General features: G+C 67.7%; 16 protein-coding genes. 7 read left to right on the top strand and 9 right to left on the bottom strand.

Annotated features, from left to right (window positions below):
- The first annotated feature begins 76 nt into the window (after positions 1-76).
- The 4 genes from RSD66_RS07340 (at position 77) to astB (ending at position 5,248) form a co-directional block, all read left to right on the top strand.
- Entirely contained in the window at positions 77-1,333 is a 1,257-nt protein-coding gene (locus RSD66_RS07340) for a hydrolase (protein ID WP_415289487.1), read from the top strand.
- Positions 1,334-1,337: 4 nt separating this feature from the next.
- Positions 1,338-2,345: an arginine N-succinyltransferase gene (locus RSD66_RS07335; protein WP_415289486.1), complete on the top strand. Its 1,008-nt coding sequence runs from the start codon at positions 1,338-1,340 to the stop codon at positions 2,343-2,345.
- A gap of 153 nt (positions 2,346-2,498) precedes the next feature.
- Positions 2,499-3,917, top strand: a complete 1,419-nt coding sequence (gene astD / locus RSD66_RS07330; RefSeq protein WP_415289485.1) for a succinylglutamate-semialdehyde dehydrogenase — start codon at positions 2,499-2,501, stop codon at positions 3,915-3,917.
- A complete protein-coding gene (gene astB / locus RSD66_RS07325) occupies positions 3,914-5,248 on the top strand; it encodes an N-succinylarginine dihydrolase (RefSeq protein WP_415289484.1) in 1,335 nt (444 codons plus the stop codon). Before astD ends, astB begins: the two co-directional genes overlap by 4 nt.
- A 364-nt stretch (positions 5,249-5,612) precedes the next feature.
- On the opposite strand, the gene phhA is transcribed toward astB, so the two are convergent.
- Entirely contained in the window at positions 5,613-6,488 is an 876-nt protein-coding gene (phhA, locus tag RSD66_RS07320) for a phenylalanine 4-monooxygenase (RefSeq protein WP_024353064.1), read from the bottom strand.
- A gap of 201 nt (positions 6,489-6,689) precedes the next feature.
- Here phhA and RSD66_RS07315 point away from each other — a divergent pair, with 201 nt between their 5' ends.
- Positions 6,690-7,799: a Ppx/GppA phosphatase family protein gene (locus RSD66_RS07315; RefSeq protein WP_024353065.1), complete on the top strand. Its 1,110-nt coding sequence runs from the start codon at positions 6,690-6,692 to the stop codon at positions 7,797-7,799.
- A 7-nt stretch (positions 7,800-7,806) separates the two neighbouring features.
- Here RSD66_RS07315 and RSD66_RS07310 read toward each other — a convergent pair whose 3' ends face one another.
- Genes RSD66_RS07310 through gyrA form a run of 5 tightly spaced genes read right to left on the bottom strand, consistent with a single transcriptional unit; the run spans position 7,807 to position 13,675 of the window.
- On the bottom strand, positions 7,807-8,691 hold the full coding sequence (locus tag RSD66_RS07310) for a peptidylprolyl isomerase (protein WP_415289483.1): 885 nt from the start codon (positions 8,689-8,691) through the stop codon (positions 7,807-7,809).
- A 32-nt stretch (positions 8,692-8,723) separates the two neighbouring features.
- A complete protein-coding gene (locus RSD66_RS07305) occupies positions 8,724-9,557 on the bottom strand; it encodes a peptidylprolyl isomerase (RefSeq protein ID WP_415289575.1) in 834 nt (277 codons plus the stop codon).
- Positions 9,558-9,583: 26 nt separating this feature from the next.
- Entirely contained in the window at positions 9,584-10,069 is a 486-nt protein-coding gene (coaD, locus tag RSD66_RS07300; RefSeq protein WP_024353068.1) for a pantetheine-phosphate adenylyltransferase, read from the bottom strand.
- 54 nt (positions 10,070-10,123) lie between these two features.
- Complete coding sequence (locus RSD66_RS07295) at positions 10,124-10,927, bottom strand: aminotransferase class IV (RefSeq protein WP_415289482.1); 804 nt, start codon at positions 10,925-10,927, stop codon at positions 10,124-10,126.
- A gap of 6 nt (positions 10,928-10,933) precedes the next feature.
- On the bottom strand, positions 10,934-13,675 hold the full coding sequence (gyrA, locus tag RSD66_RS07290; protein ID WP_415289574.1) for a DNA gyrase subunit A: 2,742 nt from the start codon (positions 13,673-13,675) through the stop codon (positions 10,934-10,936).
- Positions 13,676-13,831: 156 nt separating this feature from the next.
- On the opposite strand from gyrA, the gene RSD66_RS07285 reads away from it, so the two are divergent.
- The gene (locus RSD66_RS07285) at positions 13,832-14,443 is read left to right on the top strand and encodes a superoxide dismutase family protein (RefSeq protein WP_415289481.1); all 612 of its coding nucleotides are present in this window, start codon (positions 13,832-13,834) and stop codon (positions 14,441-14,443) included.
- A gap of 6 nt (positions 14,444-14,449) precedes the next feature.
- Here RSD66_RS07285 and RSD66_RS07280 read toward each other — a convergent pair whose 3' ends face one another.
- Positions 14,450-15,409, bottom strand: coding sequence for a DMT family transporter (locus RSD66_RS07280; protein WP_051130203.1), 960 nt, complete (start codon positions 15,407-15,409; stop codon positions 14,450-14,452).
- Positions 15,410-15,471: 62 nt separating this feature from the next.
- Here RSD66_RS07280 and RSD66_RS07275 point away from each other — a divergent pair, with 62 nt between their 5' ends.
- Positions 15,472-16,041 (top strand): nucleoside 2-deoxyribosyltransferase domain-containing protein, encoded by a 570-nt coding sequence (locus RSD66_RS07275; RefSeq protein ID WP_415289480.1) that lies wholly within the window; start codon positions 15,472-15,474, stop codon positions 16,039-16,041.
- Positions 16,042-16,080: 39 nt separating this feature from the next.
- Here the strand turns inward: RSD66_RS07275 and ssb are convergent, their stop codons facing one another.
- Together ssb and RSD66_RS07265 are read right to left on the bottom strand one after the other, a co-directional pair.
- Positions 16,081-16,575, bottom strand: coding sequence for a single-stranded DNA-binding protein (gene ssb, locus RSD66_RS07270; RefSeq protein WP_119411765.1), 495 nt, complete (start codon positions 16,573-16,575; stop codon positions 16,081-16,083).
- A 91-nt stretch (positions 16,576-16,666) separates the two neighbouring features.
- On the bottom strand, positions 16,667-17,089 hold the full coding sequence (locus tag RSD66_RS07265) for a hypothetical protein (RefSeq protein WP_415289479.1): 423 nt from the start codon (positions 17,087-17,089) through the stop codon (positions 16,667-16,669).
- Position 17,090: the final 1 nt, after the last annotated feature.

The following is a 17,090-nucleotide window of genomic DNA, read 5'->3' as shown; positions in this document are numbered from 1 at the left end:
GCCCGAAATCCCAAGGGCGTGAGAGAGATATCGCCCCGCCTTCACCTTTTTCCCGCGCACGTCTAGGCTCGCCGCCATGCGGATCGAACCTCAGGATCAGGCCGTGCTGGACCACGTCGCGGCCCGTGGCGACGCCATTGTTCAACGCGCCATCGACTGGTCCGACATCAACTCAGGCAGCCGCCACGCCGAAGGGCTGGCGCGGGTTCTCGACGTTCTGGAGGCGACAGCGCGCGCCGCTTTCGGCACAGCCACGGTCGAGCGCGTGCCGACCCAGGGCTCGACCACCGTCGCCGACAGCGGCGCGGTGATCGCCGAGAGCTACGCCGACTGCCTGAAGATCACCGCCCGGCCCCAGGCGCCGCTTCAGGTCGTGCTGACCGGCCACTACGACACCGTCTTCCCCGCCGACAGCGCCTTCCAGAGCGTCATCACGCGCGACGACGGAGCCCTGAACGGACCGGGCATCGCCGATATGAAGGGCGGGATCAGCGTCATGCTGGCCGCGCTGGAAGCCTTCGAGACCCATCCCGACAAGGCCCGCGTCGGCTGGACCGTCCTGCTGTCCCCCGACGAAGAGATCGGCTCTCCCGCCTCTGCCCCCCTGCTGGCGGAACTGGGCGCGCGCGGCCACGTGGGCCTGACCTATGAGCCCGCCCTGTCCGACGGCACCCTGGCGGGCGAGCGCAAGGGCAGCGGCAACTTCCACCTGATCGTCACCGGCAAGGCCGCCCATGCGGGCCGCGCCTTCCACGAGGGCGCCAACGCCGTCGCGGGCGCCGCCATCATCGCCGCCCGCCTGCACGCCCTGAACGGCCAGCGCGAGGGCGTCACCGTCAATGTCGCCAAGATCGCGGGCGGCGGCCCCCTGAACGTCGTGGCCGACAACGCCGTGGTCCGCTTCAACGTCCGCGTACCGGACGCCCAAAGCGCGACATGGATCGACGAGGCGGTGCGCGCCCTCGCCGCCGAGCCGCCATTCTCCGGCCTGACGCTGGACCTGCACGGCGGCATGACCCGCGCGCCCAAGCCGATGGACGCCAGCCAGACCGCCCTGTTCCACGCCGTGCGCGACGCGGGCGACCTGCTGGGCCAGACCATCGCCTGGAAGCCCTCGGGCGGCGTCTGCGAGGGCAACAACCTGCACGCCGCGGGCCTGCCCAACGTCGACACCCTGGGCGTCGTCGGCGGCGAGATTCATTCGGATCAGGAATTCGCCTGGCCCGCCAGCTTCGTCGAACGGGCACAGTTATCCGCCCTGATCCTGTGCAAGATCGCCTCGGGCGAGATCGACGCCCTCAAACTGAAACAGCTCCGACTGGAGACGATGTAACCGCATGCTCGTTGTTCGCCCCGCCGGTCCCGCCGACCTCCATCACCTGCTCGAACTGGCCATCCTGTCCGGCCCCGGCTTCACCAGCCTGCCCGAGGACGCCGACGTCCTGAGCGAGCGGCTGGAACTCAGCAAGGCCAGCTTTGAAGGCAGGATCGCGCCCGAAGAGGCCTGGTACACCCTGATGCTGGAAGACGGCGACACGGGCGACATCGACGGCATCGGCTCGGTCAAGGCGACGGTGGGGCTGAAGCGGCCCTTCTTCAGCTTCCGCGTGGTCAACAACACCGTCCAGTCGCCGTCCCTGAACGTGAAACTGAACCATCAGACGCTGGTGCTGGTCAACGAATGCACCGGCTGGACCGAGGTCGGCTCCCTGTTCCTGAAAGCCGACCGGCGCAAGGGCGGCGCCGGGCGTCTGCTCAGCCAGTCGCGTTATATGCTGATCGGCGCCCAGCCCGAGCTGTTCGCGGACAATGTGCTGGCCGAACTGCGCGGCGTTTTCACGCCCGACGGCTACTGCCCCTTCTGGGACCATGTGGCGCACAAGTTCTTCCCGATGGACTTCGACGACGCCGATCGCATGACCGGCTCGACCGACAAGCAGTTCATCCTCGACCTGGCCCCGCGCCACCCCATCTACATCGACCTGCTGCCCGAACCGGCCCGCGCCGTGATCGGCAAGGTCCACCCCCAGGGCGTGCCCGCCATGGCCCTGCTGGAAAGCGAAGGCTTCCGCCCCAACGGTCTGGTCGACATCTTCGACGCCGGCCCGACCGTGGCCTGCGGCCGCGACAACATCCGCACCGTGCGCGACGCCCGCGTCCTGACCGCGTGCATCGAAAACGAGGTCGAGGTCGACCTGCCCTCCCTCGTCTCGACTGACAGCGTCGCCGCCTTCCGCGCCGTCCGCGCCCGCGTCCTGGTCGACGGCGATCTGGCCCGCATGAGTCCCGATGTCGCCGCCGCCCTGAAGATCAAGGACGGCGCTACGGTGCGGGTGAAGTCGTGATCCTCGGGATTTCCCGCTCATCCCGGCGGACGCCGGGACCCAGTGAGAACCCCGCGCACAACGCCTCCCGACTTGACTTGGCCTTTCGTCCCGCCGCTCAGATGCGGCCAAAGTACTGGGTCCCGGCGTCCGCCGGGATGAGCGGATACTGATATGACCCACTTCACCTCCACCAACCCCGCCACCGGCGAAACCGTCTGGGAAGGCGAAGCCGCCACGGCAGAACAGGTCGGCGCCGCCGTCGAGGCCGCCCGCGCCGCCTTCCCCGACTGGGCCGACCGCCCGCGCGGTGATCGCATCGACGCGGTGAAACGTTATCAGGCCATCCTGAAAGAACGCGCGCCCGAAATGGCCGAGGCCATCGCCAGAGAAACCGGCAAGGCCCTGTGGGAGACGAAAACCGAACTGGCCTCCATGCAGGGCAAGGTCGACATCTCGATCCGCGCCTATGACGAGCGCACCGGCGAGCGGTCGAACGACACCGCCTTCGGCCGCGCCGTCCTTCGCCACCGCCCGCACGGCGTCTCGGCGGTGCTCGGCCCGTTCAACTTCCCCGGCCACCTGCCCAACGGCCACATCGTTCCGGCCCTGCTGGCGGGCGACACAGTGGTGTTCAAGCCGTCCGAGGAAACGCCCCTGACCGGCCAGCTGATGGCCGAATGCCTCGAGGCCGCAGACCTGCCCAAGGGCGTGTTCAACATGGTGCAGGGCGGGCGCGAGACCGGCGCGGCCTTGCTGGATCAGCCGATCGACGCCCTGATGTTCACCGGCTCGGGCGCGGCAGGCGCCCACTTCCGCCGCAAGTTCGCCGACGATCCGCACGTCATCCTGGCGCTGGAGCTGGGCGGCAACAATCCGCTGGTCGTGTGGGACGCCGCCGACGCCGAAGCGGTCGCGGGCATCGTGGTCCAGTCCGCCTTCGTCACCACCGGCCAGCGCTGCTCCTGCGCCCGCCGCCTGATCGTGCCGGAGGGCGCAGCGGGTGACGCGATCGTCGAGGCCGTCGCCGCCCTGTCGGATCGCCTGAACTTCGCCCCCTGGGACAGCGATCCCGAGCCCTACGCCGGGCCGCTGATCTCGGAAAAGGCGGCGACCGCTGCGCTGGCCGCCCTGCAACAACGCATCGACGCGGGCGCGAGCGTGATCCGCGCCTCTGGCCCCGTCGACAACCTTCCGGGCGCCTTCTTGAAGCCTGCGATCATCGACGTCACCGGCGTCGCGGTCGAGGACGAAGAGATGTTCGCCCCCTTCCTGCAGGTGCTGCGCGTCCCCACCTTCGACGCCGCCATCGCCGCCGCCAACGCCACCAGATACGGCCTGTCCGCCGGTCTGGTCAGCGACGATGCGAAGAACTGGGACCGCTTCATCAAACGCATCCGCGCGGGCGTGGTGAACTTCAACCGTCCGACCACGGGCGCGGCGGGCGACATGCCCTTTGGCGGCCTCGGCGCCAGCGGCAACCACCGCCCCAGCGCCTACTACGCCGCCGACTACTGCGCCTATCCGGTCGCCAGCTTCGAAGCCGGTGCGATCAAGAATATCGAAAGCGAGATCAAGGGCCTGCGCGCATGACTTCCGCGGTCGAAGCCAACGCCGACGGCCTGATCGGGCCGACGCACTCCTACGCCGGGCTATCGCCGGGCAATCTGGCGTCTAGCCTGAACAAGGGCGAGGCGTCGAACCCGCGCGCGGCCGTGCTGCAAGGCCTCGACAAGATGAAACTGCTGGCCGACCTGGGCCTGCCCCAGTTCGTCCTCCCCCCGCATGAGCGGCCGAACATTCCCTTCCTGCGGTCGCTGGGCTTCACCGGTTCCGACGCCCAGGTGCTGGAGCGGGCGTGGAAGGACGCCCCCTCCTTCGCCGCCGCCGCCTGTTCGGCCTCGCCCATGTGGGCCGCCAACGCCGCCACGGTGACGCCCAGCGCCGACGCCGCCGACGGCCGCGTCCACTTCACCCCCGCCAACCTGATCACCAACCTGCACCGCAGTCTGGAGCACGATCAGACCAAGCGTTCGCTGGACGCCCTCTTCCCCGACGCCAGCCGGTTCGCCGTTCATGACGCCCTGCCCTCGGTCGCCCATCTGGCGGACGAAGGCGCAGCCAACCACGTCCGCCTGTGCCGCGATCACGGCGAGGCGGGCGTCAATCTGATGGTCTGGGGCCGCGAGGCCTGGGAACATTGGGACGGTCCCTTCCCCGCCCGCCAGACGCGCGAAGCGTCCGAGGCCATCATGCGCCGCCATGCAGCGTCCGGCGCCGTTCTGGCGCGTCAGGGCAAGGCCGCCATCGCGGGCGGGACCTTTCACAACGACGTGGTCTGCGTCGGGGCGCTGGACACCCTCTTCTTCCATGAGTTGGCCTTCGAAAACACGGACGCGACCAAGGCCGCCATCCGCGCCGCCGCCGTCGGCTTCGAGCCGCAGTTCGTCGAGGTCTCGGCCGCCGACCTGCCGCTGGCCGACGCCATCAGCTCCTATCTGTTCAACTCCATGCTGATCCGGGTTCCGGGCCAGGACCGCCTGACCCTGATCTGCCCGACCGAAACGCGAGACAACCCGCGCAGTCATGCGGTGGCGCAAAGCCTCGCCGCTTCCAACGGCCCGATCGGCCATGTCGAATACGTTGATGTGCGCCAGTCGATGCGCAACGGCGGCGGCCCCGCCTGCCTGCGTCTGCGCGTCGTCCTGACCGAGGCCGAACTGGCGGCGACCAACCCGGCCATGCGCCTGACCGACACCCTGCACGCCCGCCTGTCCGACTGGGGCCGCCGCTGGTATCGCGACAGCCTGACGGCGCGCGACCTGGCCGACCCCGCCCTGCTGGACGAGACGCGCGGCGCGCTGGACGAGCTGACGCAGATCCTCGACCTGGGCGGCGGCTTCTACCCGTTCCAGCGCACTTAAGCCCTTAGCCCACAATCGGAGACGGAAGAGGCGACAGAGGCGCCTGCAGCCATCGCAACACCGCCTCCCAATCCCTGAAAAGCACGGGCTTTGTGGGCGTCCCGCAGGCCTTAGCCCGCCCGCCCTTCACCGCGCGCCATCATCGCCTCCCCGCCCGCGCCGCGAAGGAGATTTCAGACGATTCAGACGAATTGGACTCTGTTTTTCTCCCTCCCCTTTATGGGGAGGGTGGTTGAGCCCGCAGGGCGAAAACGGGTGGGGGCGGCTTGGCTATTCAAGCGCTGAACCCAGGATCACCTGGCCCTCCCCACCCGGTCGCTACGCGACCACCCTCCCCATAAAGGGGAGGGAGAAGATGCGCCGTCTATGCCGCGAACCGCCCGCCCTTCCTGGCGTAGGCCTGAGTGCCCTGCGTGAAGACCTTGTCCGTCGGCAGCACAGCTTCGATCGGCAGGGCCTCGGCGCCCTTCAGCCGCTCATAGACCGGTCCGAAGTCCTGCAGCGTCACCGTTTTCAGCGCCTCGATGCTGTCGATGACGAAATAGACCTGCTGGAAGTCGTCGATGCGGTACAGGGTCTTCATCACGCGCTCCAGGTCGAAGCCCAGCCGGTTCGGCGAGGGGTCGTCAAGGCTGAAGACGCTCTCGGTCGCCGACGACACGATGCCCGCGCCATAGATGCGAAGGCCGTCCGCCTCCTGCATCAGACCGAACTCGACCGTGTACCAGTACAGGCGCGCCAGGTTCGGCAGCATCCCCAGCGACGCCGCCCGCTGCCCGCCCTTGCCGTAGGCCTCCATATAGGCGGCGAAGTCGGGGTCGGTCAGCATCGGCACATGGCCGAACACGTCGTGGAAAATGTCCGGCTCCTGCAGGTAATCCAGCTGATCCGGCTTGCGGATGAACTGGCCCGAGACGAAGCGGCGGTTGGCCAGGTGGTCGAAGAAGACCTCGTCCGGCACCAATCCCGGCACGCAGACCACGGTCCAGCCGGTCAGGGCCTGAAGCTTCGGATTGATGACGTCGAAGTCGGGGATGCCGCCCGCGTTCAGGTCCAGCGCGTCCAGACCGCGCAGGAAGGCTTCGCTGGCGCGACCGGGCAGGATCTTCATCTGCCGCTCGTACAGGGTGTTCCAGGTCTGGTGTTCGACCTCGGTATAGGCCGACCAGTTCTGGGGGATGGTCCAGTCGGCGGCGGCGCCTTCCGGCGGCTGCTCGAAAACGTGCTCGAAGTCGGACATGGAACGCTCCTCACGGCTCTGATGGCCTTTCGGGGTAGATTAGCGCGGCGGTTCGCAGTCGTCACGCATGACTGTTGCAACGCTGGACCAAGCCGCCTCATTCGTCACCGCATGCGACGACGGACTGGCGCGACAGGGAGTCGCGGTCTAACCTGTCGGGGACGGGCGCCGCTTCGGACCGCCCACATGAAAGCTCGGCCCATGCCGGAGACCCCTGGCGCGCCTGAACGGCGCGACTCGCGGTCCCTGCCTCGGCGTTCCCGCAGCGGCGGGAGCATCGATCGAGACGCCCCTCTGTACGGCGCGCTCGACCTGGGGACCAATAATTGCCGCCTGCTGATCGCGCGTCCGGCGCGTGACGGATTTCGCGTGGTGGATTCCTTCAGTCGCATCGTGCGCCTGGGCGAAAGCCTGTCGCGCACCGGCCGTCTGGACGACCGGGCGATGGACCGGGCCTATGACGCCCTGGCCCTGTGCGCCGAGCGTCTGGTGCGCAAGGGCGTTGATCCCAAGCGCCTGACCGCCGTCGCCACCCAGGCCTGCCGCATGGCCGAAAACGGCCCCGCCTTTGTCGAGCGCGTACGGCGCGGCACCGGCCTTCGCCTGCGGATCATCGACCCGGCGGAGGAAGCCGCCCTGTCGGTCGCGGGCTGCCTGAACCTGTTCGATCCGCGCGCCGAGGCGGTGCTGGTGATCGACGTCGGCGGCGGCTCGACGGAACTGTCCTGGCTGATGAAGGGCGCGCGCGGGATTGAAACCGTGGCGTGGATGTCGGCGCCGCTGGGCGTCGTAAGTCTGGCCGAACGCCACCCTGAACCCAAGGACGGAACCAGCGAATGGTATGAGGCCATGGTCGCGGACTTCGGCGCCGCCATCGCCTCTGGCGGACCGGGTCCTGAATTCCTGGCCCGTATCGAGGCGGGGCGCGGCCATATGGTCGGCACCTCGGGCGCCATCACCAGTCTGGCCGGGATTCATCTGGGGCTGAGGCGATACCAGCGCGATCTGGTCGACGGCCTGTGGATGACGCGCGGCGACTGCGAAAAAGCCGCCGACCGCCTGATCGCGCTCGGCCCCGCAGGACGGGCGGCGGAAAGCTGCATCGGGCCGGACCGCGCCGATCTGGTCCTGGCCGGGGCCGCTATTCTGGAGGCCGTCCAGCGCGCCTGGCCGTGCGAGCGTGTCCGCGTCGCCGATCGCGGCCTGCGCGAAGGGCTTCTGTTGCAGAAAATGCGCGAGGATCGGCAGCAGAAGCCGCGCCGTCGCAGGCGTCGCAAGCGCGGCGGCGGAAACAGCGGCGTCGCTGAATAGACGGCGGCTAATCCACCTCGACCGGCAATTCGATGTCGCAGGCCGAGAAGTCCGCCCCTCTGGCTGCTCTGGTCCTCTCGACCAGGGTGCGGAAACGGGCGCTGTCTGTGCTCAGCACACGCACGGACGGTCGTTCGCCCTCCGCCAGGTCGCCCGCCACGCGCACCCGCGTCATCCGGTCAGGGTCCGTGACGATGCCGTCCGGATTGGGGCTGAACTTCAGGGCGCGCACCACATCCAGCCCCGACACGACCCGGCCCCAGATGGTGTAACGCTTCTCCAGCGCCGGATAGGGCTGGCGCATCAGGAAGAACTGGCTGTTGGCGCTGTCGGGCGCATCGTCGCGGGCCATGCCCGCCACGCCCGGACAATACAGGCCCCAGGCGTGAACCTTGCGATCCGCCGTCGTCGCCATCACGGCGTCGGGCTGAGTCTGGACCGGCAGCGACTGCATAAAGCCGATCAGCGCGCCCGCCGGCGCAGCCACGGGAGCAAAAGGCGTCTGGGCGTCGCGGCGGAAGGTGAACTCGGCCTTCAGGTCTGGATGCCAGCTCTGGCCCTCGCCGGTGCCGAGCGGATCGCCGGTCTGCGCCATGAAGCCGTCGATGACCCGATGCCAGGGTATGCCGTCATAGAAGCCCGCCTTGGTCAGCAGGCGAATGCGGGCGACATGGCCGGGCGCCGCCTCGGGCGTCATCTCGACCAGGATACGGCCCTTGTTGGTGTCGATGATCAGCAGATTGTCCGGCGCCACAGAGCGCCAGTCGCGGGCGGCGATGGCCGCCGCCCGGTCTTGCTCATCCGCAATCGCCGCAGCGTCCTGAGCAGCGGCCGAACTCGCCAGCATGGCGGCCAGCAACGCCGCCCCGATAGTGTGAACTCCCCGCTTCATGTCCCCGCCCCTCCCCGAGCGTGGCGCGCGGCTCAGCCGCCCTGCACAGGCGGCTGAACGTCGCAGATAGTGAAAGAGGCGCCTTTTTCAGCGCGCGCCGCCTCGACGGCGGCGTTGAACGGCGCCGAACCGGGCACGGCCACGCGCATCGTCGGCCGCTCGGCCTCCGGCATGGCCGAGGCCAGACGCACGCGACCCATCGCGTCGGCATCAGGACCGACGGCGCCGTCGCTGGCGTCATTGCCCTTCTTGAGCGACTTCACCACGTCCAGCCCCTGAAGCACGCGTCCGAAGACCGTGTAGGAGCCGTTCAGATTATCGTTCTGGCCGGTCATCAGGAAAAACTGGCTGTTGGCGCTGTCGGGGGAACCGGCGCGCGCCATGCCCGCCACGCCGGGACAGAACAACCCTTGCGCCGAGGTCTTGAAGTCAGCCGTCACGAACATCTGGGCGTCCGGCTGGGTCACGATGGGAATGGAGCCCATGACGCCGCGCAGGCCCGGCCCGCTGTTCTCGACCGGGGCGAAGCCGCTGTCGCGTCCGCGCCGGAAGGTGAACTCGCCCTTCAGGTCCGGCAATTCGCTGCCGCCCTCGCCCGTGCCCTTGGGGTCGCCGGTCTGGGCCATGAAGTCGGGAATGACGCGGTGGAATTTCAGCCCGTCATAAAAGCCCTGACTGGTCAGGGTGCGGATGCGCTCGATGTGGTTCGGCGCCGCGCGCGGCTCCAGCTCCACCAGGATGCGCCCCCTGGCCGTGTCGATCACCCACAGGTTCTCGGGCGACACAGTGCGCCAGTCACTAGACTGGCTGGTCGCCTGCGCCATCGCAGCTCCGGCCAGCAGGGCAGTCGCCGTCGCCAGCGCCATCACAGACTTGATCTTCAAACCCGACCTCAATCCTTCTTGACCTTGGCCAACACGCTCGCGGCGACCGCGGGGCTGACGAAGCTGTCGATCCGGCCGTCCAGCCGGGCGATTTCCTTCACCAGTCGCGAGGCGATCGCCTGATGCCGCGGATCGGCCATCAGAAACACCGTCTCTATGTCGCTGTTGAGGCGCTGATTCATCGCCGTCATCTGGAACTCATACTCGAAATCGGCGACCGCGCGCAGGCCGCGCACGATAACGCTGGCGTTCAGTTCCTCGGCGAAGTGCATAAGCAGGCTGGAAAATGGCCGCACCTCGATGTCGGCGTTGAAGCGCGCGACCTCGGCCTTGATCATCTCGACCCGCTCAGCGGTCGAGAAGAGAGGGCCCTTGTCGTCGTTCTGGGCCACGCCGATGACCAGACGGTCCACCAGCTTGACCGCCCGCCCGATAATATCGAGATGACCGTTGGTAACCGGATCGAAGGTGCCCGGATAAAGTCCGATACGCATGGCCAGCGGCCTCCCCATCGTTTGGGTCCGTTTAGCAGGTGCGAAATGAACGGCCTAGATTTTCTGACGCGGCTGTGATCGCCAAAGGGCGCCTATTTGTTGCACTGCATCAGCCGCGCCGCTGAAAACATGGTTGTCGATGGCCGCGATCTCGGCTGCGGGCGTAGCGCTGTTGCACAGAAAAGCCCCATCAAAGCGGGACAGATCGGTCAGCCTCACCACCGCCTTGCGCTGCGGCGCTCCGGCGCGCTCCAACGCGTCGCGGATCAGGGCCTGCGCCACGCCGTCCAGCATGGGCGCGTCCGGCCAGACGACCGTATCGCCCTGAATGAAGCCGACATTCCACAGCGAGCCTTCGCAAATCCGGCCTTCCGCGTCCGTGAACAGGGCGTCGTCATAGCCTGCCAGCCGCGCCATGCGCCGCGCCCTGAGCAGGCCCATCGTGGCGACATGCTTCAGATGCGACGCCTCGCGCCCATAGGTCTGGCTTTGCAGACGCACGCCGTGCGGCAGAGGCGACGGCGGCGACGAGACGCTGATCATCACCTGCGGCGCGCCGATCCAGTCCGGCTGACGCAGGGACAGTTCGCGGGAAAACAGGCTGATGCGTAGCCAGGCTCCAGTCCGCCCGGCCAGAGCCGCCCGCATCTGTTCGCGCAGGCGCTGCTCGGCGACAGCCTCGCCGAACAGTTCCAGCGCCGAACGGTTCAGACGGTCCAGATGCCGGTCCAGCCCGCGCACGCCGCCCTGCTCCACGACGAAGGAGGTCAGGGCGCCGTAGTTGATCAGGGCCTGATGGCCCAGATCCTCAAGCCCGGCAGGACGGCCGTCGATCCAGAGCTCAGGAGCGACGGCCATACAGGATCAGGCCTCGCCGCCCTCGACCGCCGGGGCGTCGCCCGCGTCGCCGTCTTCATCATCGCCGCCGGAATCGGCCAGACGTTCGACCGAGACGACCTTCTCGTCCTTGCCGGTGCGGAAGATGGTCACGCCCTGGCTGGAGCGGCCGACGATGCGGACCTGTCCGACCGGAGTGCGGATCATCTGGCCGCCGTCGGTGACCAGCATCAGATCGTCCGACTCCTCGACCGGGAAGGCGGCGGCCAGACGCGTGCCTGCACGACCGCCCAGGCCGTGGGCCGTCAGCCCCTGCCCGCCACGACCCGTGCGACGATACTCATAGGCCGAGGACCGCTTGCCGAAACCGGTTTCCGTGACCGTCAGGATGAACTGCTCGGCCGCGCCCAGTTCGGCGATGCGCTCCACGGACAGGGCGGCGTCACCCGCATCCTCTTCGTCCGCCTCGACCGTGACGCCTTCGTCCTCTGCATCGGCGCCGGACAGCGCCTTGCGCATGGCGTTGGCGTGTTTGACGTAGGCGGCGCGTTCCTCCGGCGTCGCATCGACGCGACCGAGGATCGCCATCGAGATGACCGTGTCGCCGTCCTGCAGGCGGATGCCCCGCACGCCGGTGGAATCGCGGCCCTTGAACACGCGCACGTCGTCGGCCTTGAAGCGAATGGCCCGGCCCAGCGCGGTCGTCAGCAGCACGTCGTCCTCGGCCGTGCACAAGCCGACCCCGACCATGCCGTCGCCGTCTTCCAGCTTCATGGCGATCTTGCCCGCGCGGTTCACTGTGGCGAAGTCGCTCAGCTTGTTGCGGCGCACGTCGCCCGAGCGGGTAGCGAACATGATGTCGTAGTCGCCCCAGGTCGCCTCATCCTCGGGCAGCGGCAGCACGTTCATGATGCTGTCGCCCGGCTCGATCGGCAGCAGGTTGACGAAGGCCTTGCCGCGCGACTGCGGATTGCCCAGCGGCAGGCGCCAGGTCTTCAGCTTATAGGCTTTGCCGTTGGTGGCGAAGAACAGGACCGGCGTGTGGGTCGAAGCACTGAACACGCCGGTGATGGCGTCTTCGTCCTTCATCGACATGCCGCTGCGGCCCTTGCCGCCGCGATGCTGGGTCCGATAGGCGTTCAAGGCGACGCGCTTGACGTAGCCCGAGTGGGTGACGGTCACGACCATGTCCTCGCGCGGGATCAGGTCTTCGTCCTCCATCTCGGCGTCGCCTTCGCCGATGAGGGTGCGGCGATCCACGCCGAACTGCGCCCTGACCAACAGCAGGTCTTCGCGGATGATGGCCAGGACGTTCTTGCGGTCCGACAGGATGGTCAGATGGCCCTGAATGGTGTCGGCCAGGCTGCGGGCCTCACCGAAGATGTCGTCGCGGCCCAGGCCGGTCAGACGCGATAGCGTCAGGGCCAGGATGGCGCGGGCCTGCTCGTCGGTCAGACTGATCTTGCCGCCTTCAACCAGCACGGTGCGCGGGTCGGCGATCAGCTCGACCAGGGCCATCATGTCCCCGACCGGCCAGGCCTTGGCCTGCAGCCGCTCGCGCGCCTCGGCGGGGTCGGCCGAGCTGCGGATGATGTGAATGACCTCGTCGATGTTGGCGACGGCGACGGCCAGACCGACCAGGACGTGGCCCCGATCCCGAGCCTTGGCCAGCTCGAACTTGACGCGGCGGACCACCACTTCCTCGCGGAACTCGAGGAAGGCTTCCAGCAGGGCGCGCAGGCCCATCTGCTCGGGTCGCCCGTGGTTCAGCGCCAGCATATTGACGCCGAACGAAGATTGCAGCGCCGTATAGCGATACAGCTGATTCAGGATCACATCGCCCGAGGCGTCGCGCTTCAGCTCGATGACGATGCGCATCCCGGCGCGGTCCGACTCGTCGCGGACGTCGGCGATGCCTTCCAGACGCTTCTCGCGCACCATTTCGGCGATGCGCTCGATCAGGGTCTGCTTGTTCACCTGGAACGGCAGTTCGGTGATGATGATGGCGTCGCGATCCTTGCGGATCTCTTCGACCGAGGCCTTGCCGCGCACGATGACCGAGCCGCGCCCGTCGCGCAGGGCGTTGCGCGGGGCCGTGCGGCCCATGATCTCACCGCCCGTGGGGAAGTCAGGACCCGGCACGATGTCCAGCAGGGCGTCGTCCGAGACGTTCGGATCGTCCAGCAGGGCGACCGAGGCGTCGATCACTTCGCGCAGGTTGTGCGGCGGGATGTTGGTCGCCATGCCGACGGCGATGCCGCCCGCGCCGTTGACCAGCAGGTTCGGAATCCGCGCCGGCAGGACGACAGGCTCCAACTCCTTCTCGTCATAGTTCGGCTGGAAATCGACCGTGTCCTTCTCGATGTCGGTCAGCAGGGCCACGGCGGCCGGGGCCATCTTGGCCTCGGTGTAACGCATGGAGGCCGGCATATCGCCGTCGACCGAGCCGAAGTTGCCCTGGCCGTCGACCAGCATCAGCCCCATCGAGAAGTCCTGGGCCATCCGGACCAGGGCCATGTAGACCGAGGCGTCGCCGTGCGGGTGGAAGCGGCCCAGCACGTCGCCGACCACGCGGGCGCACTTCGAGTACGACCGCTCGGGCGTCATGTTCAGGTCGTGCATCGAGTACAGGATGCGGCGATGCACAGGCTTCAGACCGTCGCGCGCGTCCGGCAGAGCGCGGCTGACGATCACGCTCATGGCGTAGTCGAGGTAGGAGCGCTTCAGCTCATCCTCGATGGTGATGGTCGAAATATCGCCCGGCGCCATCGGGGCGGCGTTTTGGTAACTGTCGTCGGTCAAGGAAATCAGGCTTTAAATGGCCGGAATCGGAACGTGATCCGCTGTTCCGGTTTCTATCATCCGGGGGCCGTGGTGGCAAAGAAACGCCGCTGAAATCCCCATGCCGAAAAGGACAGGAAAGCCATGCGTTTAGCCGCTTCGAAACTGATCGCTCCCAGCGCCCTCGCCGTGGTGCTCGTCGCCGGGGCCGCCTGCAGCCAGAACCCGGCGACGCCGCCGGCTTCAGAGGCCCCGCCGGCAGCCCCGGCCGAGGCCGCCGAGCGTGCTGCGCCGGGCCAAACGGCGCAGGTCGCCATCATCAACGGCCAGGGCGCCGAAACGGGCAAGGCGACCCTGACTCAGGGAGCCACAGGCCTGCTGATCAAGGTCGAGGCCACGGGCCTGACGCCCGGCTGGCACGGCATCCACATCCACGCCACGGGCCAGTGCGAGGCTCCCTTCACCTCGGCCGGCGCCCATATCAATCACGGCGATCCCCAGAAGCCGCACGGCCTGCTGAACGCCGACGGGCCTGACGACGGCGACCTGCCCAACGTCTTCGCCGACGCGAAGGGCGCCGTGAATGCCGAAGTCTTCACCACCCGCGCCCGTCTGGCGGATGCCGGTCCGGGTCAGTGGCTGCTGGACGACGACGGCTCGGCCCTGGTGATCCACGCCAACGCCGACGACCACTCCAGCCAGCCGATCGGCGGCGCGGGCGACCGCGTGGCCTGCGCCGTCATCAAGGCGCAGTAAGCAGACCTAAACCTTGGCGGGGGCGCCGGCGCGAAGGCCGCGCTCCCCCAGGGCCACCGTGACCACGCCCAGCAAGGCGATGGCGACACCCGTCAGGATCTGCGGCGTCAGCACGTCGCCCATGAACAGGCCGCCGATCATGATCGACACCAAGGGCGAGCCCAGCAGATAGGGCGTCACCCGCCCGGCCTCGCGTCGCTGGACCAGCCAGAACATCAGGCTGGTGGCGAACACGGACGAAATCACCCCCGCCCAGATCAGCGTGCCCCATACCAGCGGCGTCGCGGCCTTGGCCGCTTCCCACTGCCCGTTCTCGAACAGGGCCGACCCCAGGGTCAGCACCGGAAATGCCATCAGGGCCAGCAGGCCCTGCATCTTCAAGGGCGGGATCGAGGTCGTCCGGCGCGCGATCACCGTCGTCAACGCCCAGGCCGATGCGCCCAGCGCGCCCACCAGAATGGCCTTCCAGTCGTTCAGGGCGTGGGGATCCAGCGTCATCCACGCCACGCCTGCAAAGGCGATGACCAAGCCGACGGCGGCCATCCTCGAAATCCGCTCTCCCAGCATCAGGAAGGCGAACAGGGACGTCAGGGGAATCCACAACTGGGTGGCGATGGTCACCGGGCTAACGTCATGAGCCAGCCAGAAGGCCAGGTAGATCAGCCCATAGTGGATCGGGCCGCCCACCACGGCGATGATCAGCAGGCTTTTCCAGTTCGGGAACGGCGGTCGCACGAACCAGACCAGACAGGCGGCGGCGATAGCAAAGCGCAAGGCGCCCGTCATCAGCGGCGGCAGCATCTCGGTGGCGACCTTGGCGGCGGCGTTGTTCACGCCCCAGATGACCAGAACGGCCACGATGGCGGCGATTTCAAGCGGCGTCAGCGCGTGCGGGGAGGAGGAGGAGGAGCTGGACACGCCTCCATGCTTGCCACAAGGCGCGACGTTTTGCCTCTCACGAAGCATGACCACAGGTTACCCCGCCGCATGTCATGCCCCACGACCGCGAACCGGCTATAGAAGCCGCCATGAAGATCCCTGCCCTACTGTTGTCCGCCCTCGCCGTCCTGACCGTCTGCATCGGCGCTGCGCCTGTGAGCGCCGAGCCGACCGTCGTGGTTTCGCCTCAGCCCCTGCCCATCGACAACGACCGTCCGCGCGTCTTCCTGGGCGGCAGCATCGACATGGGCGGCGCGCCCGACTGGCAGGGGGCGCTGACGCAGGCCTTGTCCGACATGGACGTCACCGTCCTGAATCCTCGCCGCCCCGACTGGAACCCCGCCTGGCGGCCCGAAGCGGACGAGCCTGAATTCCTGCGTCAGGTCGAATGGGAGCTGGCCGCGCTGGAAAGCGCCGACGTCATCGTCATGTATTTCGCGCCCGGCACGCAAAGCCCGATCAGCCTGCTGGAAATGGGCCTGCACGCCCGCGGCGGAAAGCTGATCGTGCTGGCTCCCGAAGGGTTCTGGCGCAAGGGCAATGTCGACATCACCGCCCGCGCCTATGGGGTGCGTCAGGTGCAGAGCATGGACGAACTGACCGCCGCCGTCCGTCAGGCCCTGACCGAAGCCGCCGAGAAAGGCCGCTTCGCACGCTGACCCTCCATGAAAAAAGCCGCGCCCCGGCTGGGGCGAACCTTAGAACGGAATGTCGTCGTTCAGGTCGTAGCTTTCCTTCGGACCCGAGGGCTTGTTGGCGCCGCCGGTCGAGAAGCCCGAGGAATAGTCGTCGTCGCGACCGCCGCCGTAGCCGCCGCGATCACCGCCGCCCTGGCTATCGCCACGGCCGCCCAGCATGGTCAGCTGGCCGTTGAAGCGCTGGATGACGATCTCGGTCGTGTATTTCTCGACGCCCTGCTGATCGGTCCATTTGCGGGTCTGCAGCGAGCCTTCGATGTAAACGGTCGAGCCCTTCTTCAGATAGTTCTCGACCACTTTGACGATGTTGTCGTTGAAGATGACCACCGAGTGCCACTCGGTCTTTTCCTTGCGCTCGCCGGTCGACTTGTCGCGCCAGGTTTCCGAGGTGGCGATGCGCAGGTTGGCGACGCGGTCGCCGTTGTTCAGCGAACGGATTTCCGGATCGCGGCCCAGATTGCCGATGAGGATGACCTTGTTGACGCTGCCCGCCATGACGAATGTCCTTTTATGTTCTTGCGCCGAGTCCTAGCGGATTTCGACGAGATGTTCCAGTTTTGTTCACGCCCAATTCCGGGCGCTGAAATCAGTTCGGAGCGACCGCGACCGGGCTTCCGTCGATCTGGCGCTGAATCGCGCCGGGAATGGCCAGGCGGCCGTCCCCGGTGCGCGCCAGGGCGAAGAACCGGGGGCCGTCCAGGCTCTTGCCGAACTTGACCCCAGCGCGGTCGATGAAGATGAACTGCCCCTGATAGGCGCCGACCATCTCGGTCTTGCTGCCGCCCAGACGCAGGAATTTCAGACGCATCTCTTCGAGTCGCGCTGCGCAGAATTCGATCTGCGGCTGGTCGCGGGCGACGACGTTGAAGCGCACGCCCCCGCCCTCGGCGTCCTGGCCCATGTGGTAGCAGACGCCCGTTCCGCCCGGCGCCTCCGCCTTCTTGGCGCAGGCGCTCAGAGCCGCAGACACCGCGACAATCGCCAGCAGGGTGATCGAAGCGCGGCTCATG

It is taken from the genome of Brevundimonas sp. S1H14 (genome assembly GCF_047716865.1).
In the GTDB taxonomy this organism is placed as follows: Bacteria; Pseudomonadota; Alphaproteobacteria; order Caulobacterales; family Caulobacteraceae; genus Brevundimonas; species Brevundimonas naejangsanensis.
The sequence above is the reverse complement of the archived record's forward strand: the minus strand, read 5'-3'. Positions and strand labels throughout refer to the sequence as shown.

Bases quoted from the DNA above. Each gene is read 5' to 3' on its own strand.
- RSD66_RS07285 (WP_415289481.1), top strand. From the start codon at position 13,832: ATGCGTTTAGCCGCTTCGAAACTGATCGCTCCCAGCGCCCTCGCCGTG.
- astB (WP_415289484.1), top strand. From the start codon at position 3,914: ATGACTTCCGCGGTCGAAGCCAACGCCGACGGCCTGATCGGGCCGACG.
- RSD66_RS07340 (WP_415289487.1), top strand. From the start codon at position 77: ATGCGGATCGAACCTCAGGATCAGGCCGTGCTGGACCACGTCGCGGCC.
- phhA (WP_024353064.1), bottom strand. From the start codon at position 6,488: ATGTCCGACTTCGAGCACGTTTTCGAGCAGCCGCCGGAAGGCGCCGCC.
- RSD66_RS07275 (WP_415289480.1), top strand. From the start codon at position 15,472: ATGAAGATCCCTGCCCTACTGTTGTCCGCCCTCGCCGTCCTGACCGTC.
- RSD66_RS07315 (WP_024353065.1), top strand. From the start codon at position 6,690: ATGCCGGAGACCCCTGGCGCGCCTGAACGGCGCGACTCGCGGTCCCTG.
- RSD66_RS07265 (WP_415289479.1), bottom strand. From the start codon at position 17,089: ATGAGCCGCGCTTCGATCACCCTGCTGGCGATTGTCGCGGTGTCTGCG.
- gyrA (WP_415289574.1), bottom strand. From the start codon at position 13,675: ATGGCGCCGGGCGATATTTCGACCATCACCATCGAGGATGAGCTGAAG.
- RSD66_RS07335 (WP_415289486.1), top strand. From the start codon at position 1,338: ATGCTCGTTGTTCGCCCCGCCGGTCCCGCCGACCTCCATCACCTGCTC.
- RSD66_RS07280 (WP_051130203.1), bottom strand. From the start codon at position 15,409: ATGCTTCGTGAGAGGCAAAACGTCGCGCCTTGTGGCAAGCATGGAGGC.
- RSD66_RS07295 (WP_415289482.1), bottom strand. From the start codon at position 10,927: ATGGCCGTCGCTCCTGAGCTCTGGATCGACGGCCGTCCTGCCGGGCTT.
- astD (WP_415289485.1), top strand. From the start codon at position 2,499: ATGACCCACTTCACCTCCACCAACCCCGCCACCGGCGAAACCGTCTGG.
- ssb (WP_119411765.1), bottom strand. From the start codon at position 16,575: ATGGCGGGCAGCGTCAACAAGGTCATCCTCATCGGCAATCTGGGCCGC.
- coaD (WP_024353068.1), bottom strand. From the start codon at position 10,069: ATGCGTATCGGACTTTATCCGGGCACCTTCGATCCGGTTACCAACGGT.
- RSD66_RS07305 (WP_415289575.1), bottom strand. From the start codon at position 9,557: ATGGCGCTGGCGACGGCGACTGCCCTGCTGGCCGGAGCTGCGATGGCG.
- RSD66_RS07310 (WP_415289483.1), bottom strand. From the start codon at position 8,691: ATGAAGCGGGGAGTTCACACTATCGGGGCGGCGTTGCTGGCCGCCATG.